We start from the raw sequence: 22,245 nt of genomic DNA on the forward strand, positions 1-22,245 counted from the left end.
AGTGCGGTGTGCGGGTTTCCCGATGAACGCCCACCGCCGACCATGAGAGGGAGCCCCCGCCCCGACAGCAAGTGAGCACCCCCGCATGCGCCGCCCCCACCTCCCCGCCCGGCTGCCGCTGGACCCGTACATCCTGGCGCTGCTCGCCACCGTGGGCCTCGCCGCCCTGCTCCCGGCCCGCGGCCCGGCCGCCACCGCCGCCGACCTCGCCTCCACCGCGGCCGTGGCCCTGCTCTTCTTCCTCTACGGTGCCCGGCTCTCCACCCGCGAGGCCCTCGACGGCCTGCGCCACTGGCGGCTCCACCTCACCGTGCTCGCCTGCACCTTCGTACTCTTCCCGCTCCTCGGCCTCGCCGCCCGCGGCCTCGTCCCCGGCCTGCTCACCGCCCCGCTCTACGGCGGCCTGCTCTTCCTCTGCCTGGTCCCCTCGACCGTGCAGTCCTCCATCGCCTTCACCTCGATCGCCCGCGGCAACGTCCCGGCCGCGATCTGCGCCGGCTCCTTCTCCAGCCTGGCCGGCATCGTCCTCACCCCCCTCCTCGCCGCCGCCCTGCTCGGCGGCGACGCGGGCGGCTTCTCCCTCGACTCCCTCCTCAAGATCACCCTCCAGCTCCTGCTGCCGTTCCTCCTCGGACAGGCCCTGCGCCCCTGGGCCGGCGGCTTCCTCGTCCGCCACAAGCGGGTCCTCGGCTACGTCGACCGCGGCTCGATCCTGCTCGTCGTCTACGCCGCCTTCAGCGCGGGCGTGGTCGCGGGCATCTGGCACCGGGTGAGCCTCCCGCGGCTCGCCGCCCTGATGCTGGTGGAGGCCGTACTCCTCGCCGTCATGCTCCTCGCCACCTGGTACGGCGCCGCCCGCCTCGGCTTCGGCCGCGCGGACCGCATCGCCATCCAGTTCGCCGGGTCGAAGAAGAGCCTGGCCGCCGGACTCCCCATGGCCAGCGTGCTGTTCGGGGCCCACGCCGCCCTCGCCGTGCTCCCGCTGATGCTCTTCCACCAGATGCAGCTGATGGTCTGCGCGGTCATCGCCCGGCGCCGCGCCCAGGACCCGGCGCCCGAACTCGCCGCCGAGCGTGTGGCGGACGTCTCGCCCGCGCTCGAACGGCCCGCGCCCCGGGCCCGTTAACGTTCGGTGGTGACCTGGATACGCCCGCTCGCCGCCCACGCCGAACGCCCCTGCACACTGGTGGTCTGCCGCGGCTGCTGCTGCGGTGACCCGCGCAAGAACCCCGGCTCCGACCACGCCGGTCAGCTCGCCCGGCTGCGCGAGGCCGCCGCCGCTTCCGGGGGCCGCCTGGCCGTCCGTACGAGCGAGTGCCTCGGCCCCTGCGCCCAGGCCAACGTCATCGTGGTCCAGCCCACCACCGAGGCCCGCCGCCGCGGTGCCCGCGCGACCTGGTTCGGCTGGGCCCTGGACGACACCGCGACCGACGAGATCATCGCCTGGGCCGAATCCGGCGGCCCGGGCACCACCCCGCTCCCGCCCACCCTGGACCTGCACCGCATCGACCCCCCGACCCCGAAGCCGGCCAAGGACTCCCCGCGCCGCGGCCGCCGGGGACGCTGACGTGCAGAACCTCGCCCGCGCGGTGCTCGTGTTAGTCGGCCTGCTGGTCCTTCTGGTGATCCGGCTGGCCCTGTCCCTCGACCTGGAGGACGGCAAACCCTCCGTGCCGCTCACGGCGCAGGACGTCACCGGCACGTGGCAGGGCGACCGCGGAGGCCGGCTCGAGGTGCTGGCCGACGGCCGGGCCCGCCTCACGGAGCTCTCGGGCTGGCCGTGCACCCCCGGCCCGCAGCGGGCCGTGCTCACCGGCGAGGGCACCTGGATCCTCGCTCGGCACTCCGACGAGGACCCGGGGATCCAGATCCTGATCAAGTTCACCGTCGACGGCACGCCCGCGGTACAGGCCTGCGACAACTGGCTCGTGCTCCACGGCACCGGCAAAGGGGGCGTCTCGGGGGACGGCGGCGACGTGTGGGCCTCGTTCCTCAGCCACGGTAGTGGCAACAAGGAGCTTTTCCGGCGTACTCCTACAGGGTGATCCGCTCCTCGCCCGCGTAGATGTTCATGTCCGGCCCCCGCAGGAAGCCGACCAGCGTCATCCCCGACTCCAGCGCCAGGTCCACCGCCAGCGAGGACGGCGCCGAGACGGCCGCCAGCACCGGGATGCCCGCCATCACGGCCTTCTGCACGAGCTCGAAGGAGGCCCGGCCCGACACCAGCAGGACCGCGCCCGCGAGGGGGAGCCGCCCGGACTGGTACGCCCGGCCCACGATCTTGTCCACCGCGTTGTGCCGGCCGACGTCCTCCCGCAGGTCGAGCAGCTCGCCCTGCGCCGTGAACAGCCCGGCCGCGTGCAGTCCGCCCGTACGGTCGAAGACCTTCTGGGCCGCGCGCAGCCGGTCCGGCATCGCGCTCAGGACCTGCGCGGGCACCCGTACCGGATCGGCGGCGATCCCCGGGAAGCGGGTCGCCGTACGGACCGCGTCCAGGCTGGCCTTCCCGCACAGGCCGCACGAGGAGGTGGTGTAGACGTTCCGCTCCAGCGTGATGTCCGGCACCGGGACCCCGGCGGCCAGCTGGACGTTCACCACGTTGTAGGTGTTCGAACCCTCCTCGGTCGCCCCCTCGCAGTAGGTGACGGCCTGCACGTCCGAGGCGGCCGCGAGCACCCCCTCGCTGACCAGGAAGCCCACCGCCAGGGCGAAGTCGTCGCCCGGCGTACGCATCGTGATGGCCAGCGGTTTGCCGTTCAGGCGTATCTCCAGCGGCTCCTCGGCCACCAGTGTGTCCGGCCGGACACCCGCCCCGCCGTTCCGGATCCGGACGACGCGACGGCGCTCGGTGACCCGTCCCATGGTGATCAGCCCACCCCTTCTGTTCTCGCCTCTGTTCTCGCCGGTTCCCGACAAGCTCATTGTCCCGGTTCCGCTTCCCGCGACGCCCCCGGCAGGTGGATCCTCGGGAAGCTCCAAAATCCGGGGCCGGAATCCTGTCGGGTCACGCGCACACGTACCCACCAGTAGCAGGCAAAGCTGGGTGATCCTGACTTCCGTACAAGGGGGGACCCCGCCCATGACCGGTTCACGCGTGGTGGCGCTAGGGCACTACCAGCCCGCGAAAGTGCTCACCAACGAGGACCTCGCGGCCATGGTCGACACCACCGACGAGTGGATTCGGTCCCGCGTCGGCATCCGCACGCGCCACATGGCCGGCCCGGACGAACCGGTGGACGAGCTGGCCTACCAGGCGGCGGGCAAGGCGCTGGCCGGCGCCGGCCTGACCCCGGACGACATCGACCTGGTGCTCGTCGCCACGTCGACCGCGATCGACCGTTCGCCCAACATGGCCGCGCGCGTCGCCGCCAAGCTGGGCATGGGCGGCGGACCCGCCGTGATGGACATCAACGTCGTCTGCTCGGGCTTCACCCATGCCCTGGCCACCGCCGACCACGCCATCCGGGCCGGCTCCGCCACCCGCGCCCTGGTCATCGGCGCCGACAAGATGACCGAGATCACCGACTGGACCGACCGCACCACCTGCGTGCTCACCGGCGACGGAGCGGGCGCGGCCGTCGTCGAGGCCTGCGAGGAGCCGGGCATCGGCCCGGTCCTGTGGGGTTCGGTCCCGGAGATGGGCAACGCGGTCCGGATCGAGGGCTCGCCGCCGGTCTTCGCCCAGGAGGGCCAGTCGGTCTACCGCTGGACCACCAGCCAGCTCCCGCCGCTCGCCCGCAAGGTGTGCGAGAAGGCCGGGGTCACCCCGGAGGAACTGGCCGCGGTCGTCCTGCACCAGGCGAACCTGCGGATCATCGAGCCCCTCGCGGCGAAGATCGGCGCCGTCAACGCCGTCGTCGCCCGCGATGTCGTCGAGTCCGGCAACACCTCGGCCGCCAGCATCCCGATGGCCCTGTCGAAGCTGGTCCAGCGCGGCGAGATCCCCTCCGGCGCCCCGGTCCTCCTCTTCGGCTTCGGCGGCAACCTCTCCTACGCGGGCCAGGTCATCAGCTGCCCGTAGGCGTCGCGGTGCAGCCCGGGGTCCAGCGGACCTCGGCTCCCAGCGTCCCCAGCAGCACGACGACGAGCGCCACCAGCTGCCAGAGCCCGGAGGCGACGGTGCCGACCGGGACCGTCGCCAGGACGAGCACCAGCGCCGCCGCCCGGAACCGTGCCGGGCCGATCCCGAGCACGGTCCGGAAGGCCAGGTCGCCGGCGAGGTAGACGGCGACCCCGCCCGCGAGGGCGAGTGCCGGGCCGGTGTGCAGGTGCTCGCCCAGGTGCCCGATGGTCTTCTTGACACCGGCCGCGAAGGCGGCGATCCCGAGCAGCATGGGCAGGAAGGCGTAGTAGTAGGCGAGCATCGCCAGCTTGAAACGGTTCTCGGGCGGCGTCTCGGCGAAGACCTCCTCGGCCCGGCCCTCGTCGCGCACGAAGTACATCCACCACAGCGCCGACGCGACGGCGAGCGCGAGGAAGGCGCCCCCGGCGATCCCCGCGGACAGCGGCAGCGAGCCGGTCCCGATGCCGATCGCGATGACGGACTCGCCGAAGACGATGATCAGCAGCAGCCCGTGCCGCTCCACGAGGTGCCCGGAGCTCATGCCGCCGAGCTGGTCGCTGACGGTCGTCACCGCGGTCACGGCCTCGGCGGGCTCCGCCCCGCTCGCCGCCACCCGCTGCACCAGCTGCGGCACGGCGAACTGGATCAGCAGGGCGAGCATCCACAGCCCCCAGGCGGGCGGCCCGTCGAAGAACCCGGCGGCCAGCACCGACAGCGCGCACAGCATGTTGGGGAGCGCGAACCAGAGCACGCCGAACCCGTGCGCCTGCGTGTAGAGGGCGCTGTGCACGAGGACCACGAACACGTACCCCAGGCCGAAGGCGATCCCGCCGGCGCCGAACGCGGTCGGCACGGCCAGCGCGCACACCATGAACGCCCCCATGGCCAGCATCAGCAGCACCCGCCGGACCGTCCGGTCCGGCGGCACCTGGTTGGTCAGGTGCGCGTAGCCCCCGTACATCCAGAACAGGACGGTGAAGATCAGCACCACCTGCCCGGCGCCCCGCAGGCTCAGGTCGTCCGCCAGAAGCACCGTCAACTGCGTGATGGTGAAGACGAAGACGAGGTCGAAGAACAGCTCCAGCGTGCTGACGCGGTGCTCGGATTCCATGCGCGGCTCCCCCCGGACGTGTGCGCAGCCATCCGACCGCCCGACTCCCCACGGTGTCCAGCCGGTATCAGCATCCGGAAGCGGAAGCGCGGCATCCCAACTCCCCGCCGCAGGCACCGGGCCGCCGCCCCCATGGTGGCGAGACAGCCCGTCTCGCTATGGCCTCCGGTGCATGCGTGCAGGTCAGCCCGGCGTGGCGGAGGATCACCGCCCGGATAAGTGGTCGGAACCCCGCCGATCCTTTGCTATTGTTGTCCATGTCGCCGCGGGAAACCGGGGCCGACCACCTGGTCCGGGTGGCGGAATGGCAGACGCGCTAGCTTGAGGTGCTAGTGCCCTTTATCGGGCGTGGGGGTTCAAGTCCCCCCTCGGACACAAGAAGCAGGAGCCCCACACGTCGTGTGGGGCTCCTGCTGTTTTCCCGGTCCGGGACGCTCACGGACCCAGGACCACCAGGCCCGTCGGGGTGGTCAGGCTGCCCGGGACGACCGACGTGAAGGTGTGGGGCAGCGACAGGCGGGGCTGGCCGGTGTCCGGGGCGGCGTCGAAGAGGTAGGCCGCGGCCGCCGCGGTGTCGCTGACCAGGTGCGGGCCGCCCGCCGCAGCTGCGCCTCCGGCGAGCGGGGTACGGAAGAGCCGCCGCAGGTGCCGCAGGGTCTCGGGGGTGAGCGGGGTGACCGGGGACCGCACCGGCCGGCGCCGGTCGGCCGGAGCCTGTTCCGCGTCCGCGTCCGCCGCCGGGGCGTCCGGGGGGATCGCGCCGGTCAGGAGCAGGGCCAGGAGCACCGGGACGGCCTTGCGGCGCAGGGTCTCGGTGGCCGCTCCCAGCCGGTGGGCGTGGCGCGCGGGCAGCGAGAGCGCAAGGCTCCCGGCGGCACCCCCGGTGGCGATCGGGACCGCCGAGCAGACGACCCCGGGGGAGTACTCGCGCAGGTCGAACACGGGCGCTCCCGGAGCCACCGCGTCCAGCGCGCTGAGCAGGACCCTGCTGTCGGTGATCGTCCGCGGGGTGAGCCGCGCGGGCCGGTGCCGGGCCACGTGGTCGGCGCGGCCGTCGTGGTCGAGCTGGGCCAGCAGGCATTTGCCCACCGCGCTGGCATGCGCGGCGGCTCGGAAGTCGACCCACTCCCGCACCGGCGGGGTCGCGGGCCCGTCCGCCATCTGCGTGATCCGGACCTCGCCCTCGGCGTACCGGCTGAGGTACACCGCCGCGCCCGCGCTGTCCCGAGCCAGGGCCAAGGTGCGCTGGAGCTGCCCGGCCAGGCCCTGACCGCCCGGGGCGGCGAGCCGGTCCAGTGCGGGGCCGCGCCCGTACACCCCGCGGGCCGGGCGCACCGCGTACTCCTCCTCGCACAGCATCGCCAGCAGGGGCCGCAGTTCCCCTTCGGCGAGGCCGGACTCCCGCGCGAGCCGGTCGGCCCGGACCCCCAACGGGTGCCGCTCCAGGACGTGTACGACGGCCAGCGCGCGGCGCGCCTCCGTCAGGGCCCGGCCCGTTCCGGCCCGGGCGGCGCTCCCGCGGCTCGCCGCCGTCAGCGCGGGGTGGCGCAGCGGTCCGGCGGCCGGCCCGGCCGCCGCCACCGGCGCGACGACCGTGACGGGCTGCGGCAGGAGCGCGGCCAGCACCCCGGACAGCCCCGGCCTCGGCAGCGGCACCGGGCCCAGGTCGGGATCCTCGAGCTGGTCGACGTGGCGCAGCACGGCCGCCTGCGTGCACAGCCGGATCTCGCGCAGATCCCTTCGGCCGCCCGGCCGGAAGCCGCGCCGGCCCAGCTCGCGCGCCCAGTGCCGGGCGTCGTGGTGCTCGCCGCGCCGGGAGTGGTCGAGGAAGAGGCAGTACGCGGCCGCTGAGGTCCGCGGGCTGCCGGACCCGGCGGCGAACTGCCACCAGAAGCGGGCTCCTTCGCGCAGCCCGGCCAGGTGCAGCAGACAGCCGAAGACGACCGCCCCGGCCAGGTCGGCGTGTCCGTCGGTGAGGAAGGAGTCGAGGTGCGCGCCGGCCCCGGGCGCGCACGTGGTGGCGAGGCAGACGGCCTTGAGGTCGCGCCGGGCCCGTTCGGCGTCGAGCGGGCAGTCCCGGGCGGGGTCGCTCCAGCCGTGCACCGACCGGCGCCGGGCGCGGTGTCCGGAGGCGGGCGGGTGCGGCGTGGCGCGCAGCAGCCGGGCCTCGGCGGCGCCGAGGTCGTAGTACCGGTAGCGGTCACGGACGCCCGCCCGGGCGAGGAACTCGGCCAGGGAGCGCGGGACCGGGTCGCCGTCCTGCAGCTCCTGCCGTTCGTAGCGCCTCATGATTCGGCTGGTTCGGCTGGTTCGGCTGGTTCGGCTGGTTCGGGCGATGCGGCGGACGTGGCGAGCAGGCGGGCGAGCCGCCGGTGGGCCTGTCCGAGGTAGGAGCGGACCGTGGCCTCGTCGACGCCCATCACGGCGGCGGCCTCACCGGGGGTGCACTGGAGTCCGTACCGCAGCAGTACCGAGTCGCGTTGCCGCTCGGCGAGCCGGGAGACGGCGGAGTAGAAGCGGATGGTGTCGGTCAGCACCTCGTACTGATCGGCGTGGGCCTCCTTGAGGGCGGCCTCGAAGGCGCTGATGTCCATCGGCTCCGGCCGCTGCTGCCACGGATGGCGCCGGCGCTGCCCGTCGACCAGGCAGTGCTTGAGCACGGTCCAGGCGTAGGCGTCGAGGCGGTCCATGTGGAGCATCCGCATCCACTCACCCATGATCGAGTCGAAGGCGGCGTCCACCGCCTCCTCCGCCGCCGCGTCGGAGCCCAGCTGCAGATACGCGAAGCGCATGTACGCGGGCCGCCGATTGGCGTGGAAGGCCCAGTACGACAGGCGCGCCGTCGGATCCCACTGGCTCATGGGAGTCGGCCGCCGGCGCCGGCTCGGTAGTCCCACGGCCCCACCGGACTCCTCCGGTCCGCCATCGTTCACCGCTCCACCTCATCCCCTGTGCGCTGAACAGGAAAGCAGCGCGGGCGCACTCGGAGGGCGCAGAGAAGAAACCTGGAAGCAATACGTCGTGGATGATCGGCCCGTGATCGATCTCGATCGCGCGCGGCTCCAGTCGGCACGTATGCATATGCCCGCTGCCGGTGCCGCCGCAGCTGCCGTCGCCCCGGGCGCCGGTCGGGTGCGCCGCGGTCCGGCTGTAACATGGGCCCGATCGCGAGGGCCGTGACGGAGAGGTCACTGCCCTCGCTTTTGCTTTACGTCCACCCATGAACAAATGCGGCGCGTGGCCTCGCGGCGGTTCGATACGATGAACCGCATTCACAATCCGTTACGTCACGTTGTACCGCACATAGGAAATGGAGCATCCGAGGATGGCTCGACACCTGATCACCAGCGCGCTTCCGTACATCAACGGGATCAAGCACCTGGGCAACATGGTCGGGTCGATGCTTCCGGCGGATGTGTACTCCCGGTACCTCCGCCAGCGCGGCCACGACGTCCTCTACATCTGCGCCACCGACGAGCACGGCACCCCCGCCGAGCTCGCCGCCAAGGAGGCCGGCGTCTCGGTCGCCGAGTTCTGCGCGCAGGCCCACGACGCCCAGAAGGCGGTCTACGACGGCTTCGAGCTGTCCTTCGACTACTTCGGCCGCAGCTCCTCCGCGCAGAACCGCGAGATCACCCAGCACTTCGCGCGCAAGCTGCAGGAGAACGGGTTCATCGAGGAGCGCGCGATCCGGCAGGTGTACTCGCCGGTCGACGGCCGCTTCCTGCCGGACCGCTACGTCGAGGGCACCTGCCCGCACTGCGGCTACGACAAGGCCCGCGGCGACCAGTGCGAGAACTGCACCCGCGTCCTGGACCCCACGGACCTGATCGAGCCCCGCTCGGCCATCTCCGGCTCCACCGAGCTGGAGGTCCGCGAGACCAAGCACCTCTTCCTCCTGCAGTCCAAGCTCCAGCACGAGGTCGAGGCCTGGGTCGCCGAGCACGAGGAGGAGTGGCCGCAGCTGGCGTCCTCCATCGCCCGCAAGTGGCTGACCGAGGGCCTGCACGACCGCGCCATCACCCGTGACCTCGACTGGGGCGTCCCGGTCCCGGCCGACACGTGGCCCGAGCTGGCCGCCGAGGGCAAGGTCTTCTACGTCTGGTTCGACGCCCCGATCGAGTACATCGGGTCGACCAAGGAGTGGTCGGACCTGGACCCGGCGAACCGCGACTACAAGTCGTGGTGGTACGAGGCCGAGGACGTCCGCTACACCCAGTTCATGGCCAAGGACAACGTCCCGTTCCACACGGTGATGTTCCCCGCCACCGAGCTGGCCACCCGCGAGCCGTGGAAGAAGGTCGACTACGTCAAGGCCTTCAACTGGCTGACGTACTACGGCGGCAAGTTCTCCACCTCGCAGAAGCGCGGCGTCTTCACGGACCAGGCGCTGGAGATCCTCCCGGCCGACTTCTGGCGCTACTTCCTCATCGCGAACGCGCCCGAGTCCGACGACTCGTCGTTCACGTGGGAGCACTTCCAGGCCACGGTCAACAAGGACCTCGGCGGCACCCTCGGCAACTTCGTCAACCGCGTGCTGACCTTCTCCCGCAAGAAATTCGGCGACGAGGCCCCCGCGGGCAGCCCCGCCGGCGAGGCCGAGGCCAAGCTGGGCGAACAGATCGCCGAGCTGCTGGCCGAGTACGAGAGCCACATGGACTCCCTCCAGTACCGCAAGGCCGCGGCCGCGCTGCGCGCCCTGTGGTCGGCCGGAAACGCCTACCTCGACGAGAAGGCCCCCTGGACGGAGGTCAAGACCGACCTGGACGGCGCCGCGCTCACCCTGCGCACCGCGATGAACCTCATCCACCTCTACTCGGTGGTCTCCGAGCCGTTCATCCCGGCCTCGGCACGCACCATCCGCTCCTCGTTCGCGCTCGCCGACGACACCGCCACGTGGATCACGCCGGAGCAGGCCCGGTCCCTGGACGCCGTGCCGGCCGGCACCCCGTTCACGGTGCCGCCGGTGCTGTTCGCGCGGGTCACCGAGGAGGACCTGGAGTCCTACCGCGAGCGGTTCGGCGGCAACCCGGAGGCCTGAGGCCCGAGGGCTCAGGCCTGAGGCCCGCTCAGGGCCCGGTGACATCTGAGTGAGGGGCACGACCCGATCGGGTCGTGCCCCTTTCGCATGCCCGAAGGGCGGTCGGAGGCGGTCGGAGGGCGGTCGGAGGAGGGGAAAGGTAGGGGAAACCCCACCGCGGACCGTCGACCTGGCCGTGCAGACCCGGCGGGGGCCGCGCGGCTGAATGGGCCCATGACCTTTTCCCGTACCGCCCGGTGGACCGCCGGCTGGCTGCTCGCCGCCGCGTGGGCGTTGTCCTTCCCGTTGTTCTCCTCGCTGGCGCCGCACCGGCTGTGGGGCTGGTGCGCGGCCGCCGGGTACCTCGGGGCCGCCGCGGCCACCGCATTCGGCCGCCGCCGCGCGGCGCTCGCCGCCGCCCTGCTGGGCGCCGTCGCCGTACCGCTCCTGTGGCTGGTCCTCACCGGCCAGGGGCAGTCGGAGGTGACGGTCATCGAACGGTCCGGACGGCTCCTGCTGGAGTCCGGCCGGCTCTACGTCGACCGGCCCGCGCACGTCGAGGAGTACACCCCCTACCTGCCGGGCATGGCGCTGCTCGGCATACCGCGGGCGCTGCTCGGCGGCGACGGCGGCGCCGACGGCTGGGTGGTGCGGCTGCTGGGGGACGCCCGGATCTGGTGCGCGGCCGTGCTGTTCGGCTGCCTGGGGGCGGCCCGGCGGCTGCTCGTCGGCGGAACCGGCGGCGGGCCGGTCGGTGGGCCGGGCCGGCTGCTGCCCGTCCTGGTGGCCTCGCCGGTGGTGGCCCTGCCCCTGGCGGTGAGCGGGGTCGACCTGCCGCTGGCCGGGCTCTGCTGCCTGGCGCTGGCGGCGGCCGCCACCGGGCGGCCCGTCCTGGCCGGGGCGGCGCTCGCCGGGGCGTGCGCACTGAAGTGGACGGCGCTGCCCGCGGTCGCGGTGGCCGTCGCCCTGCTCGCGGTCTGCCGGGGCGGACGGGCGGCGGTGCGCTGCGCTCTGGTCGCGGTCGGCGGCACGGCCCTGCTGGTGCTGCCCGCCGCCCTGCTCCAGCCGGCGGAGCTGTGGCGCCAGGTGTTCGCCTTCCCCACCGGGCGGGCGGAGGTGCCGACCCCGGCGAGCAGCCCGCTGCCCGGGCACCTGCTGGCCGGACTGGGCTCCTGGGGCTGGTACCTGACGGTGGGCCTGCTGCTGGCCGGAGGCCTCGCGGTGGCCCTGTCCCTGATCGCCCGGCCGCCGCGTACGGTGGCGGCCGCCGCCGACCGCCTCGCCCTCGGCCTCACGCTGGCCTTCCTGCTGGCCCCGGCGGGCCGCTTCGGCTACCTCGCGCTGCCGGTCCTGCTGTCGGTCTGGGCCCGCTCGGTGGCCGTACCGGGTGTCTCGCGCGTGGTGACGGGCTCGTTCCGGCTGCGGCCGTCGGACGGCCTGCCGCGGGTACGGAACGAGCGGTCGGGAGGGCATTTGGCCTGACGGCCTCCGGACATTGGATAGTTGCACTATCCTTCGGTCCGTGGATCAGCTGATCGCCGAAGACCCGAGCCGTATCGGACCATACCGCCTGATCGCCCGGCTGGGTGCGGGTGGCATGGGCCTGGTCTACCTGGGCCGCTCCGAGGTAGGCCGTACCGTGGCCGTGAAGGTGGTCCAGGCGGAGTTCGCCGGGAACCCCGAATTCCGCAGGAGGTTCGCCCGCGAGGTGGCCGCCGCACGGCGGGTGGGCGGCAGCTGGACGGCGGCCGTGCTCGACGCCGACACCGAGGCCGCCGTGCCCTGGGTGGCGACCCAGTACATCCCCGGGCCCGACCTGCAGACCGTGGTCGCCCGACAGTTCGGCCCGCTGCCCGAGGACTCGGTGCGGACCCTCGCCAACCGGCTCGCCCTCGCCCTGCGGGCCGTGCACGAGGCGGGCCTGATCCACCGCGACCTGAAGCCCTCCAACGTGCTCGTCACCGTCGACGGGCCCCGCGTCATCGACTTCGGCATCGCGCGGGCGATGGACAGCCTGACCGGGGACAGCCTGCACACCCGTACCGGCATGCTGATCGGCTCGCCGGGGTTCATGTCCCCGGAACAGGTCCGGGGTCTCGAACTGAGCCCGGCCAGCGACGTCTTCTGCCTCGGCGCGGTCCTCGTGTACGCCGCCACGGGACGCATGCTCTTCGGCGCCAAGGACACCGGTCTGAACGCCCACCTCTTCCGGATCGCCGAGGAGGAGGCGGACCTGACCGGGGTTCCGGAGTCGCTGGCCGGCCTCGTCGGCGCGTGCCTGCACAAGGACCCGGCCCTGCGGCCCACCCCCGGGGAGGTGGCGGAGCGTACGGCGGAGGACGCCGCCGGGGAATGGCTCCCGGGCGCGGTGCTGGCCCAGCTGGGCCGGCATGCCGCGCAGTTGCTGGACTACGTCCCGGCTTCCCCCGTAGGAGCCGGAGCCGGCGGCGGGGCCCCGACCGAGGAGTCCCACGCCGAGGAGACCCCCGTCGGGAAGACGCCCGTCGGGAAGACCCCCGTCGGGAAGACGCCGGATCCCCGCCTCGTGCCGTCGCAGTCCAGGCAGGACGCCTCCCCGTACCGGACACCGCCCCCGCCGCCCGCGTACGCCCCCACGGCTCCCGGCCACTTCGGCCCCGCGGACGGCTTCGGCCCGCCCCCGGGCCCCGTACCCGGCGACCCGCCCGTCGCCGCGCCCCCGCACCCGAGGCGTTGGTGGGGCCTCGCGGTCCTCGCCCTGACACAGCTGCTGGTGCTGGTCGAGGCGGCGCAGTTCAACCTGCTCGGGCCGCGGATCCATGCCGAATTCGGCCTCGGCTACGACGGCCTCGGCCCGGTCTTCAGCGCCTACCTGGTCTCCCTCGGCGGACTGCTGCTGCTCGGCGGGCACCTCGTCGACCTGCTCGGGGCCCGGCGGATGCTGGTGACCGGACTGATCGGCAGCGCGGCGGCCGCCGTACTCGGCGGCGCGGCAGGCGGCTCCGCGCTGCTGATCACCTCCCGTGCCCTGCAGGGCGCCTTCGCCGCCCTGCTCGTCCCGGCCGCGCTGTCCCTGGTGGCCACCGGATTCACCGACCCGCGGGAACGCGGCCGGGCCTTCGGGATCTACGCGGCGGTCGCCGCGGGCGGCAGTGCACTCGGCGTGTTCACCGGCGGGTGGCTCGCCGAGACCCTGGACTGGCGCTGGGCCCTGTGGTCGGTCGTTCCGCTCGCCGTGCTCGCCCTGGTCGGCGCGCTCACCCTGCTGCCCGACCGTCCGGGCCGCACCGGCGCCCGGTTCGACGGACTCGGCGTACTCCTCGGCACGGCGGGATCCGCCGCCCTGACCTACGGCCTGGCCGAGGTCGAGACGGTCGGCTGGAGCGTCGCCCTGAGTCTCTCCCTGATCGTGGGCGGCGTCGTGCTGCTCGCCGTCTTCCTGTGGTGGCAGACCAGGACGTCCGGCCCGCTGCTCCCGGCGTACGTCCTCGCCGACCGCAGCCGCCTCGCCTCCCTCCTGGTCCTCCTCTGCACCGGCGTCGCCGTGGTCGCCCTCCTCCCGGCCCTGGGCTTCTTCGCCCAGCAGATCCGCGGCGAGGGCCCGGGCGTGTCCGGGACGGCCCACCTGCCCGTGGCCGCCGCCGCGCTCGTGGCCGCCACCCAGATCTCCGCGCGCCTGCTGCCCCGCCTCGCACCGCGCGCCCTGCTCCTGCCCGGCCTGGTGGTCACGGCCCTCGGGTTGGCCCTGCTGGCCGGTGTGGGTGGCGCCGCCACGTACACGACCGGGGTGCTGCCCGGCATGCTGCTCACCGGCGCCGGCCTGGGCCTGGCCCTCGTCCCGCTCTACGCCATCGCGACCGCCGGAGTGGCCCCGCAGCACGCGGGCGCGGCCTCGGCGGCCCTCGGCGCGGCCCACCACCTGGGGCAGGCGATCGGCGGGGCGGTGCTCGGCACCGTCCTGATGAACCGCTTGAACCAGGTCTCGGACGACACCGACGTGTTCGCCCGGCTGCTCGCCTCCTACACCACCACCCTCTGGTGCGGGGTCGGGGCCCTCCTGCTCGCGGCCCTGCCGGCCGCCCTGCTGATCAGGACCCCGCGGCGGGACCCGGCCTAGACCTCCTGGCCCGACAGGTGGGCCAGGACCGCCAGGACCCGGCGGTTGCCCTCGGTGGCGTCCAGGTCGAGCTTCATGAAGATGCTCGACGCGTGTTTGACGACGGCCGCCTCGGTGATGAACAGCCGGGCCGCCAAGGCCTGGTTGTTGAGGCCCGAGGCCATCAGGGTCAGCACCTCCCGCTCGCGCGGGGTCAGCCGGGCCAGCGGCCGCTCCTGCGACTGCCGGCTGAGCAGGACCCGTACCACCTCCGGGTCGATGACCGTACGGCCCTCGGCGACCTGCTGGAGGGCGTCGAGGAACTCGGCCACCTCGCCGACCCGGTCCTTGAGGAGATAGCCCAGCCCGGCCGCCGAGGAGCCCGTGAGCAACTGCGTGGCGTAGGCCGTGGCCACGTACTGCGAGAGCACGAGCACGGGCAGCGAGGCGTCCCGGGAACGGAGTTCGAGTGCCGCCCGCAGACCCTCGTCGCGGAAGCCGGGCGGCATCCGCACGTCGGTCACGACGGCGTCCGGCCGCTGTGCCTCCACCGCCCGCACCAGCTCCTCGGCGCTCCCGACGGCGGCGAGGACCTGGTGCCCGCCGCGGGTGAGGAGTTCCGTCAGTCCGGCGCGCAGCAGTACGGAGTCCTCGGCGAGGATCAGCCGGAGCACGGGACCTCCACGCGGAGTCGGGTCGGTCCGCCCACCGGACTCGACACCACCAGCCTGCCCTTCAACATCGCCACCCTGTCCGCGAGTCCTGCCAGGCCCGCTCCCGCGCCGGGATCGGCACCGCCGCGGCCGTCGTCGGTGACGGTGAGAGTGAGCCGGTCGCCCTCGACCTTACCGACGACGGCGACCCGCGAGGCACCGCTGTGCTTGGCCGCGTTGGCAAGCGCCTCGGTGACGGTGAAGTACGCCGTGATCTCCACCGATTCGGCCAGCCGGGGCACGTCGAGGTCCACGGTCACCGGTACGGGATGGCGCAGGGCCACCTCGGCGACGGCCGCGGCGAGCCCGTGGTCGGTGAGGACCTGCGGGTGGATACCCCGTACGAGGTCGCGCAGTTGCTCCAGGGCGACCTTGGCCTCACCGCGGCCCCGGGCCACCAGCGCGGCGGCCCCGGCCGCCTGCGGGATCCCGCGCAGCTCCAGCTCGGCCAGGCCCAGGGTCATGCTGAGCGCGACCAGCTGCTGCTGCGCGCCGTCGTGCAAGTCCCGCTCGATGCGCCGGCGTTCGGCTTCGAAGGCATCGACCAGGCGGACCCGGGAGCGGGTGAGCTCCAGGATCCGGTCGGCCTCCACCCGCGGTCCGAGCAGCAGACGGGCGGTCTTGACCTGGGCGGCGGCGAGCAGGGCGCCCGTGTACGCCGCCACCACCATCCCGGCCAGTCCGACGGCCGTACCGCCCAGGGCCTCCAGCGGCCCGGAGACCGGCCGGCCGGGGATCAGCATCACCGGTTCCGGGGCGATGGCCCACACGATCGCCGGGGTCGCGACGAGGATCAGGGCGAAGGCCAGCAGCGTGACCACGGCGAACCCGGCCGCCCCGAAGACCGGCCCGAGCAGGGTGGCGTAGGCGAACTCCCGCCAGGTGGCCCGCTCCCGCAGCCGGGTCCGCAGCCAGGCCGCGGGCCCGGCCCCGGCGAGGGAGGTGTGCGGGTCCGGCACGGGCTCGGGCTCCACCCAGCGCAGCCGCCACCGCTCCAGCGCCCCCAGCGGCACCCCGGCGACGACGGCGCCGAGCAGGAGCAGCAGCCCGATCCCGACGACCGCCAGCGCCACTCCGAACCCGAGGAGCAGGACGAGGACGAGCAGTACGGGATAGCCGATGAGGAACCCGCTGCCCAGGTACGCCCAGCACCGCCAGGGCCACCACGAGCCGAGGAAGCGCAGCGGTCGGCGGCGTATCGCGGCCAGGACGGTGACCGGCGGGAAGCCGGCCGGTTCGGGGAGGGGGGTGGAGTCGGACATGTCTCCCCAGCTTAGGGGCTGTTCGGGGGTGTCCAGGGGCGGCCCTGCCGACCGGGGGATCGGTGGCGGGTCGTCGGTGGTGGGCCGCGCCCGGAGGGTGGACCGGGGCGTGGCGGCGGGGGTCAGCCCCCGGTGCGTACGAAGGTCCGCACCGCGGTGTCGAAGTAGCCCCGGGCCTCGTCGCCCTGGCGGACCGGTGAGGACACCCACACGTCGTACAGCCGGCCGTCCTCCTCCCAGCACAGGTCGCGGGTGTGCCGGGGGCCCTCGGTCGTCGAGAAGCCGTCCCAGGTGAAGCGCCACAGGGCGGCCTGCCGGCCGTTCTGCGAGGTGGCCACGACCTCGGCGTCACGGTAACCGGGGTTGGTGCCCGGCCCTTGGGCGTGGGCGCGCTGATGGACGGCGAGCGGGCCGCCCGACTCGGGCTCGGCCACCTTGATGCCGATGCGGAAGGCCTCACCGGGTGACATGTAGAAGATCCGCGGACCTTCCACCTTGCGGGTGAAGCCGAGCGGTACGGCGAGCGAGAAGCCCTCCGGGTCGGTGACGACGCGGTAGCCGGCGGGTGCGGGCTTGTCGTCCGACGAGGGGGAGACCGTGTCGATCTTCTCGCCGGTGGCGGCGGAGGTGGGCGTGCGCGGCAGGCCGGCCGCCCCGCTCGTGGACGTCTGTCCGCCGTGCTCGCCGTCGTTCATGAGCAGCGCGGCGGACACGCCCGCACCGGCGATCGCGGCCACCAGCAGACCGGCGATCAGCGCCGCGCCCGGACGCCGCTTCCCGGGGGCGCGTCCCGGTCCGGGCGCGGGCGCGGCGGCCGATACGGGCGTCGGCGCGGACACCGGGGCCGGGCCGGGCCGCGTCGGGCCCTGCGGGACCGGAGCGGACTGCGTCGGCGTGTACTGCGCCGCCGTCTCCGCGCAGGTCCGCAGCATCTGCTCGGCCCGCTCCGCGTCGAGCCGCCCGGCCGGATCGCGCTCCAGCAGCCCCCGCACCACCGGCAGCAGCGGGCCGCACGCCTCGGGCGGCCGGATCTCGTCGAAGACGACCGCGTGCAGGATCCCGCCGAGCGAGTCCCGCCGGAAGGGCGAGGCGCCGCTGAGGGCCGCGCACAGCAGGGCGCCCAGCGACCACAGATCGGCCTCGGGCCCCGCCGGTGTCCGCCCCGACATCCGCTCGGGCGCGGTGTACTCGGGGGAGCCGACGAAGGACCCGGTGGTGGTCAGCGTCGTGGCGCCCGACACCTGCGCGATGCCGAAGTCGGTCAGCACGGGCCGCCCGCCCGGCGTCTCCAGCAGGACGTTCGCCGGCTTGATGTCCCGGTGCAGCACCCCGGCAGCGTGCGCCGTGCGCAGCGCGCCGACCAGCGCGATCCCGATCCGGGCCGCCTCGGCGACGTCCACCGGACCGGTCCGCGAAAGCCGGTCGGCGAGGGAACCGCCCTCGACCAGCTCCATGACGATGTAGGGCAGTTCGCCGTCCTCGACGATGTCGTGCACCACGATGATGTGGGGGTGCTTGAGCTGCGCGGCCGCCCGTGCCTCGCGGAGCGTGCGCTCACGCTGGTGCCGGGCCTCTTCCTCGGACAGCGCGGGGTCGAGCGCGACCTCCTTGACGGCGACGTTCCGGCCGAGCAGCTGGTCGGTGGCGCGCCACACGATGCCCATGCCACCGCGTCCGAGCTTGGCGTCCAGCCGGTAGCGCCCTGCGATCAGACGGGCGTTCGCCCCCTCGGTCCCCATGGGCGACATCATGCCGCATCCGGGATCAGCACCCGTCCGCGGCGTGTCGAAGCCGCCCCTTGATCGTTTCTTCAGCGGTAGCCCTTACTTCTGCTGCGGATTTCGGGAGGCGCGCGGTGACCGCTTGGCAGTACTTCGCCGGGGCGGGCCTGGTGGCGGCACTCTGCCCGCTGCACGGCCATGTGGCGGTCGCGGGCGACGGGCAGGGCGACGGTTACGGCTCCGGCTACGGAGCCCGCGTCGACCTGTGCGTGCCGTCCGGGCGGCCGGAGCGGCCGGTCTTCCGGCCGCCGTCCGGGCTGCCCTCGGTCCGGGTGGCCGTGCCCGGCGCCGACCGGCCGACCGTGCACCACCCGGGACGGCCCGCGCAGTCCGCCACCCCCGCGGAGCGGCCCGTGCGGCCGGCCGAGCCCGCGCGGCCGCGCCCGCCGGACGCGGCGGTGGAGCCTTCCGCGGAGGCGGGGGCCGGGGGGTCGCAGCCGCCGGAGCCCGCGGCGGGTCCCGAGGTCCGGGACGAACCGGCGTCGGCCGACGCACCCGCCCCGCCCGCGGCCGGGGCCGCCGCCGCACGGGTGAGCGCCTTCCACGTGCGTCCGTACCGCTCGGCGGCCCTGGAGCGGCGCGGCCCGGGCGGGATGTCCACCGTGACGCTCATGGTCGTCGTCACCACCCCGGCCGTACTCGCCGCCGCCGCCCTGCGGCCCCGTTCCAAGAGCCGCGGCTGACCGCCGCCGTCCCCCGTCCCCCGTCCCCCGTCCGACGATCCACCGAACCACCGATCCACACCGGGAGAATCCACGTGTCCGAATGGCTGGTCCTGGCCATCGCCATGGCGCTCGTCTGCGCCCTCGTCCTCGCCATCACCGCGATCCGGCACCGCCGGGCAGCCGATGACGAGGACACCAGCGAAACCCCCGATGTCATCGAGTACATGACGATGATGGTGGGCGTGGTCTACGCGATCGTGCTGGGCCTGGCCATCGCGGGCGTCTGGGAGGCGCGCGGCGCCGCCGAGGACAGCGTGCGCCGTGAGGCCCAGGCCCTGTACGAGGTCACCCAGCGTGCCGACGTGTACCCGGCGGCCGTCCGCGACCGGATCCGGGGCGAGGTGGACGCGTACGTGTCCCACACCGTCGCCGTGGACTGGCCGCTGCTGACCGCCGGCGACAGCGCCTCCCCCGAGGGCGCGGCGCTGCTCGGCAAGCTGCGCACCGACGTCACGCACCAGAGCCCGGCCAACGAGCTCCAGGCGCAGGCCTACCAGCCGCTGCTGGACCACATCGCGGCGGCCGACGACGCGCGGCACTCGCGGACGCAGAGCTCCGAGTCCACGCTGCCGGGCGTGGTGTGGTTCGGGCTGCTGGTCGGCGGGCTGGTCACGGTCGGGCTGATCTTCACCCTGCAGATCCGGCGCTCCGGACGGGAGTTGCTGCTCGCCGGCCTGTTCAGCGCCCTGATCGTGTTCCTGCTCTTCATGGTGTGGAGCTTCGACGCGCCGTACGGGCGGGAGGGGATCGACTCGGCCGCACCGTTCCAGGACCTGTTCCCGGCCACGGCCCCGGCGTCCGTCGCCAGCCGCTGACGGCCGGCCGGCAGCCCTCCTCGTCCGCCGCTACACGGTCACCTCTCGCCGGACCGCCTGCACCACCGGCGAGTGCCGCAGCGCGTCGGAGATGCGCAGCAGGTCGCGCGGACCGTCGGCGGCGTCGAGGACGGTCTCCTCGTCCTCTCCGATGATCTTTCCGTCGGGGTCGGCGGAGCGGGCCCGTACGGCGGCCGCGACCATGGCCGCCTCGGCGACGGCGCGGGCCGTCTCCTCGTCGGCACCCGCGGCGACGGCGCTCCCGTAGGCGCCGTCGCGCAGGCCCTTGTCGAAGTACGGCCCGAGGTGCAGGAAGCCGTCGTGGATGTCCGACTCGCGCTGGATCACCCGCAGTTCGGCCGCGGACCACCAGGCCATCTGCACGGAGGGCGTGCCGCTGGGCGCGGAGATCTGCACCTCGTGCCAGAGCGGGCCGAGCCGGCGGTACGTCGCCCAGGTCTGCCAGTGGTCCGACAGCCGCTGGCAGACGAGCGGGACCACGAAGCCCATCGCGCTGATCAGCGCCCCGAGGGAGGCGAGCGGCGGAGCGGCGAAGGTGCTGAGGCCGTCCAGGTCGTGACCGGTCCAGCGGGCGACGACCGCGGTCATCTTGGTGGCGTCGTAGGAGAGGTTGAAGATGTAGCCGATGACGATGATCACCAGGCCGACCCGCAGCCAGCCGCGGACCTGGAGCGACCAGCGCCAGCACAGGACCACCATCACCACCGCGGCCACGAAGTGCGCCAGCAGGTAGAGGGCGATCATGTGGCCGATGTAGGGCGTGTTCGCGTAGTAGGTGTCGAAGTCGCGCAGCCGCTCCACCGGGGTCTCACCGAGGGCGAAGAGCGCGATCAGGGCGAGGACCACCACGCTGTAGCCCAGGATCCAGCGGCGCGAGACGCGTCGGGTCTCTTCGGGCGGGCCGCCCCGCCAGTTGACCATCAGGATCAGGCAGGAGGCACTGAACGCGGTGATCAGGCAGTAGACCAGGGGGGCCGAGACGTTGACGATGCCGGTCCAGCGGTTGACCGCCGCGATGGTGGGCGGCGCCGCGAAGGTGAACACCGCCCCGGCCAGGGTCAGCAGGGCGACGACCGACCGCAGGAGCGGGTCGCGCCAGTTGTGCCGCAGGGCCGGCAGCTTGAAGGCGAGTGAGACCGCCATCGCGGCTGCCGGTATGTAGTAGTCCTTGCCGTTCAACGCTCGTTCCTGTGCCCCCGGTAGCCCAGCGAAGCCTCGATCCGGCCCGCCAATTGATCGCGCTGGACCGGAGCGCGGTGGCTCGCCGACCCGGCGAGCCAGTTCCGACACCGACTACCCAGCAGTAAGCCGAAGGTTTCGGCCTCGGTCTCCTCCTGGACGTCGGCGCGCGTGCGCGCGGCGACGCGGCGGACGGTCTCGCCGATGTCGGCCTCGTCGGCCAGCAGCCGCGCGGCGACGGCGGCGCCGTCGACGTGGTGGCTGCAGTGGCCGGCCTTCATGTGCCACAGCTCGTGACCCAGGATCACCAACTGGTGGTCCGGCGCCGTGCGTTCCTCGATGACGACGAGATCGCGGTCCGCCATGTCGAGCCACAGGCCGCTGGCCGTCCGCGGGGGGAACGAGGCTATCCGGAAGTCCACCCGACGGCCGCGGTGTCTGCTCATGCCCTCGCAGAGGGCAGCGTAGAGGTCCACGGGTTCCACGGGGGCGGTCAGCCGGATGCCGGCCACCAGCTCCCCGCACAACCGCCGCTGCTCTCTGCCTATGCTCACCGTTCTCCCCGTCGGCGCGGATCCGGATCAGGACTCAAGGATCAGACCCAGACTTTCGACTGGGTCAGGATTCGTTCGGTTTGACGCTTTCGAGGAGCATGTCCAGCCATTCGGTCACCTTGTCCCGGTGCTTGTCGCTGGGCAGTTGGGCGGCGCGCCAGGCGATGCCCCGTACACCGTGGTTCTGCAGGAGTCTTGCCAGTGGATCGCCCGCCGAAGCGGCCGCGGCCGGTACGGTTTCCCGCGCCCGCCCCGCGAAGTCCTGGAGCAGCTGCTGCTCGGTCCGCTGGAGCGCGTCGGTGAGGGCGTCGGCATCGTGCGCCGTGAGGAATCCGGCGTGCACCCCGAAGAACCGCTGGATCGCGTCGCAGTGCTCCATGGTGGGGCGCCGGTCGCCGTTGATCAGTGCTCCGGCCTGCTGCCGGGACATGCCGGCGCCGTCGGCGATCTCCTGCTGCGTGTAGCGGCGGCCGTTCGGTTTGACGCGGGTCCGCCGGAGCAGGTCGAGCCGCTGGAGGAACCGGGTCTGCAGATCGGGTTCGCCGGCCGGCCTGCCGTCGAGCAGGGTCCTGACGACGTCCGTGGGTACGCCGGAGGCCTCGGAGAGCCGCCGCAGGTCGAAGACCTGGTTCAGGTCGCGGCCCATCTTGCCCGCGAGTTCGGCGACACGCGTGATGGTGGCTGCCATGGGTGCGTTGGCCACCGCGACGGGAGCCGGGAAGCCGTCTGTCACCAGTGGTTCTCCTAGATCGCGCGAAGTCGGTATGGGCACATGGTCGGCTTCTGGAATCTAGCCGCTCTCGCCCGGAAGGGCTAGAACGTGCCACAGCTGTGGCGGGAATGAGCTGTCAAGAGGCTGGAATTGCCACAATAGTTGACACTCGAATGAAGTCGGTAGCAGGATCGCCACACGGAAATGAAGATCC

Annotated in this window: 18 protein-coding genes, 1 tRNA gene and 1 pseudogene; 10 read left to right on the forward strand and 10 right to left on the reverse strand. The window is 73.4% G+C overall.

From position 1 onward, the window contains the following. Positions 1-85: 85 nt before the first annotated feature. From JYK04_RS33820 to JYK04_RS33830, 3 genes are read left to right on the forward strand one after another with little or no spacing between them, the layout of a single operon-like run. Positions 86-1,126, forward strand: a complete 1,041-nt coding sequence (locus JYK04_RS33820; protein ID WP_189740967.1) for a bile acid:sodium symporter family protein — start codon at positions 86-88, stop codon at positions 1,124-1,126. 9 nt (positions 1,127-1,135) lie between these two features. Then, positions 1,136-1,567 (forward strand): (2Fe-2S) ferredoxin domain-containing protein, encoded by a 432-nt coding sequence (locus JYK04_RS33825; protein ID WP_189740970.1) that lies wholly within the window; start codon positions 1,136-1,138, stop codon positions 1,565-1,567. Between the two features lies 1 nt (position 1,568). Beyond that, complete coding sequence (locus tag JYK04_RS33830) at positions 1,569-2,045, forward strand: hypothetical protein (protein WP_202185931.1); 477 nt, start codon at positions 1,569-1,571, stop codon at positions 2,043-2,045. On the opposite strand, the gene fdhD is transcribed toward JYK04_RS33830, so the two are convergent. Further along, the gene (gene fdhD / locus JYK04_RS33835; RefSeq protein ID WP_189740976.1) at positions 2,035-2,862 is read right to left on the reverse strand and encodes a formate dehydrogenase accessory sulfurtransferase FdhD; all 828 of its coding nucleotides are present in this window, start codon (positions 2,860-2,862) and stop codon (positions 2,035-2,037) included. The two genes, JYK04_RS33830 and fdhD, sit on opposite strands and share 11 nt — an antisense overlap. A gap of 217 nt (positions 2,863-3,079) precedes the next feature. Between fdhD and JYK04_RS33840 the strand changes: the two genes are divergently transcribed. Then, positions 3,080-4,021, forward strand: a complete 942-nt coding sequence (locus tag JYK04_RS33840) for a beta-ketoacyl-ACP synthase III (protein WP_189740979.1) — start codon at positions 3,080-3,082, stop codon at positions 4,019-4,021. Here the strand turns inward: JYK04_RS33840 and JYK04_RS33845 are convergent. Further along, positions 4,008-5,174: a low temperature requirement protein A gene (locus JYK04_RS33845; RefSeq protein ID WP_189740982.1), complete on the reverse strand. Its 1,167-nt coding sequence runs from the start codon at positions 5,172-5,174 to the stop codon at positions 4,008-4,010. The two genes, JYK04_RS33840 and JYK04_RS33845, sit on opposite strands and share 14 nt — an antisense overlap. A gap of 290 nt (positions 5,175-5,464) precedes the next feature. Here JYK04_RS33845 and JYK04_RS33850 point away from each other — a divergent pair. After that, positions 5,465-5,549, forward strand: a tRNA-Leu gene (locus tag JYK04_RS33850). Between the two features lie 390 nt (positions 5,550-5,939). Here JYK04_RS33850 and JYK04_RS41995 read toward each other — a convergent pair. Together JYK04_RS41995 and JYK04_RS33860 are read right to left on the reverse strand one after the other, a co-directional pair. Next, positions 5,940-6,659 (reverse strand): annotated as a pseudogene (locus JYK04_RS41995) (IclR family transcriptional regulator domain-containing protein); the annotation flags it as partial. Positions 6,660-7,459: 800 nt separating this feature from the next. Further along, the gene (locus JYK04_RS33860) at positions 7,460-8,035 is read right to left on the reverse strand and encodes a sigma-70 family RNA polymerase sigma factor (protein WP_229875869.1); all 576 of its coding nucleotides are present in this window, start codon (positions 8,033-8,035) and stop codon (positions 7,460-7,462) included. Positions 8,036-8,499: 464 nt separating this feature from the next. Here JYK04_RS33860 and metG point away from each other — a divergent pair, with 464 nt between their 5' ends. The 3 genes from metG to JYK04_RS42205 all read left to right on the forward strand — a co-directional run bounded on the left by metG (position 8,500) and on the right by JYK04_RS42205 (position 14,290). Further along, on the forward strand, positions 8,500-10,215 hold the full coding sequence (metG, locus tag JYK04_RS33865; protein ID WP_189740990.1) for a methionine--tRNA ligase: 1,716 nt from the start codon (positions 8,500-8,502) through the stop codon (positions 10,213-10,215). Positions 10,216-10,428: 213 nt separating this feature from the next. After that, positions 10,429-11,676, forward strand: a complete 1,248-nt coding sequence (locus tag JYK04_RS33870; RefSeq protein ID WP_189740993.1) for a glycosyltransferase 87 family protein — start codon at positions 10,429-10,431, stop codon at positions 11,674-11,676. Between the two features lie 40 nt (positions 11,677-11,716). Then, a complete protein-coding gene (locus tag JYK04_RS42205; protein ID WP_189740995.1) occupies positions 11,717-14,290 on the forward strand; it encodes a bifunctional serine/threonine protein kinase/MFS transporter in 2,574 nt (857 codons plus the stop codon). On the opposite strand, the gene JYK04_RS33880 is transcribed toward JYK04_RS42205, so the two are convergent. The 3 genes from JYK04_RS33880 to JYK04_RS33890 form a co-directional block, all read right to left on the reverse strand. Continuing rightward, a complete protein-coding gene (locus JYK04_RS33880) occupies positions 14,287-14,943 on the reverse strand; it encodes a response regulator (protein WP_189740998.1) in 657 nt (218 codons plus the stop codon). The two genes, JYK04_RS42205 and JYK04_RS33880, sit on opposite strands and share 4 nt — an antisense overlap. Next, positions 14,931-16,244: a sensor histidine kinase gene (locus JYK04_RS33885; protein ID WP_189741001.1), complete on the reverse strand. Its 1,314-nt coding sequence runs from the start codon at positions 16,242-16,244 to the stop codon at positions 14,931-14,933. Before JYK04_RS33885 ends, JYK04_RS33880 begins: the two co-directional genes overlap by 13 nt. 122 nt (positions 16,245-16,366) lie before the next feature. Then, positions 16,367-17,983, reverse strand: coding sequence for a serine/threonine-protein kinase (locus JYK04_RS33890; RefSeq protein WP_189741004.1), 1,617 nt, complete (start codon positions 17,981-17,983; stop codon positions 16,367-16,369). A 116-nt stretch (positions 17,984-18,099) separates the two neighbouring features. Between JYK04_RS33890 and JYK04_RS33895 the strand changes: the two genes are divergently transcribed. Next, complete coding sequence (locus tag JYK04_RS33895) at positions 18,100-18,708, forward strand: hypothetical protein (RefSeq protein ID WP_189741007.1); 609 nt, start codon at positions 18,100-18,102, stop codon at positions 18,706-18,708. 74 nt (positions 18,709-18,782) lie between these two features. Beyond that, a complete protein-coding gene (locus JYK04_RS33900) occupies positions 18,783-19,565 on the forward strand; it encodes a bestrophin-like domain (RefSeq protein WP_189741010.1) in 783 nt (260 codons plus the stop codon). Positions 19,566-19,595: 30 nt separating this feature from the next. Here JYK04_RS33900 and JYK04_RS33905 read toward each other — a convergent pair whose 3' ends face one another. From JYK04_RS33905 to JYK04_RS33915, 3 genes are all read right to left on the reverse strand, one after another. Beyond that, entirely contained in the window at positions 19,596-20,765 is a 1,170-nt protein-coding gene (locus tag JYK04_RS33905; RefSeq protein ID WP_189741013.1) for an MAB_1171c family putative transporter, read from the reverse strand. Then, complete coding sequence (locus JYK04_RS33910; protein ID WP_189741016.1) at positions 20,762-21,319, reverse strand: toxin-antitoxin system, toxin component; 558 nt, start codon at positions 21,317-21,319, stop codon at positions 20,762-20,764. Before JYK04_RS33910 ends, JYK04_RS33905 begins: the two co-directional genes overlap by 4 nt. 64 nt (positions 21,320-21,383) lie before the next feature. Continuing rightward, the gene (locus tag JYK04_RS33915; protein ID WP_189741020.1) at positions 21,384-22,052 is read right to left on the reverse strand and encodes a helix-turn-helix domain-containing protein; all 669 of its coding nucleotides are present in this window, start codon (positions 22,050-22,052) and stop codon (positions 21,384-21,386) included. Between the last annotated feature and the right edge of the window lie 193 nt (positions 22,053-22,245).

Origin of the sequence: Streptomyces nojiriensis (assembly GCF_017639205.1) — a bacterium.
Lineage (GTDB): Bacteria > Actinomycetota > Actinomycetes > Streptomycetales > Streptomycetaceae > Streptomyces > Streptomyces nojiriensis.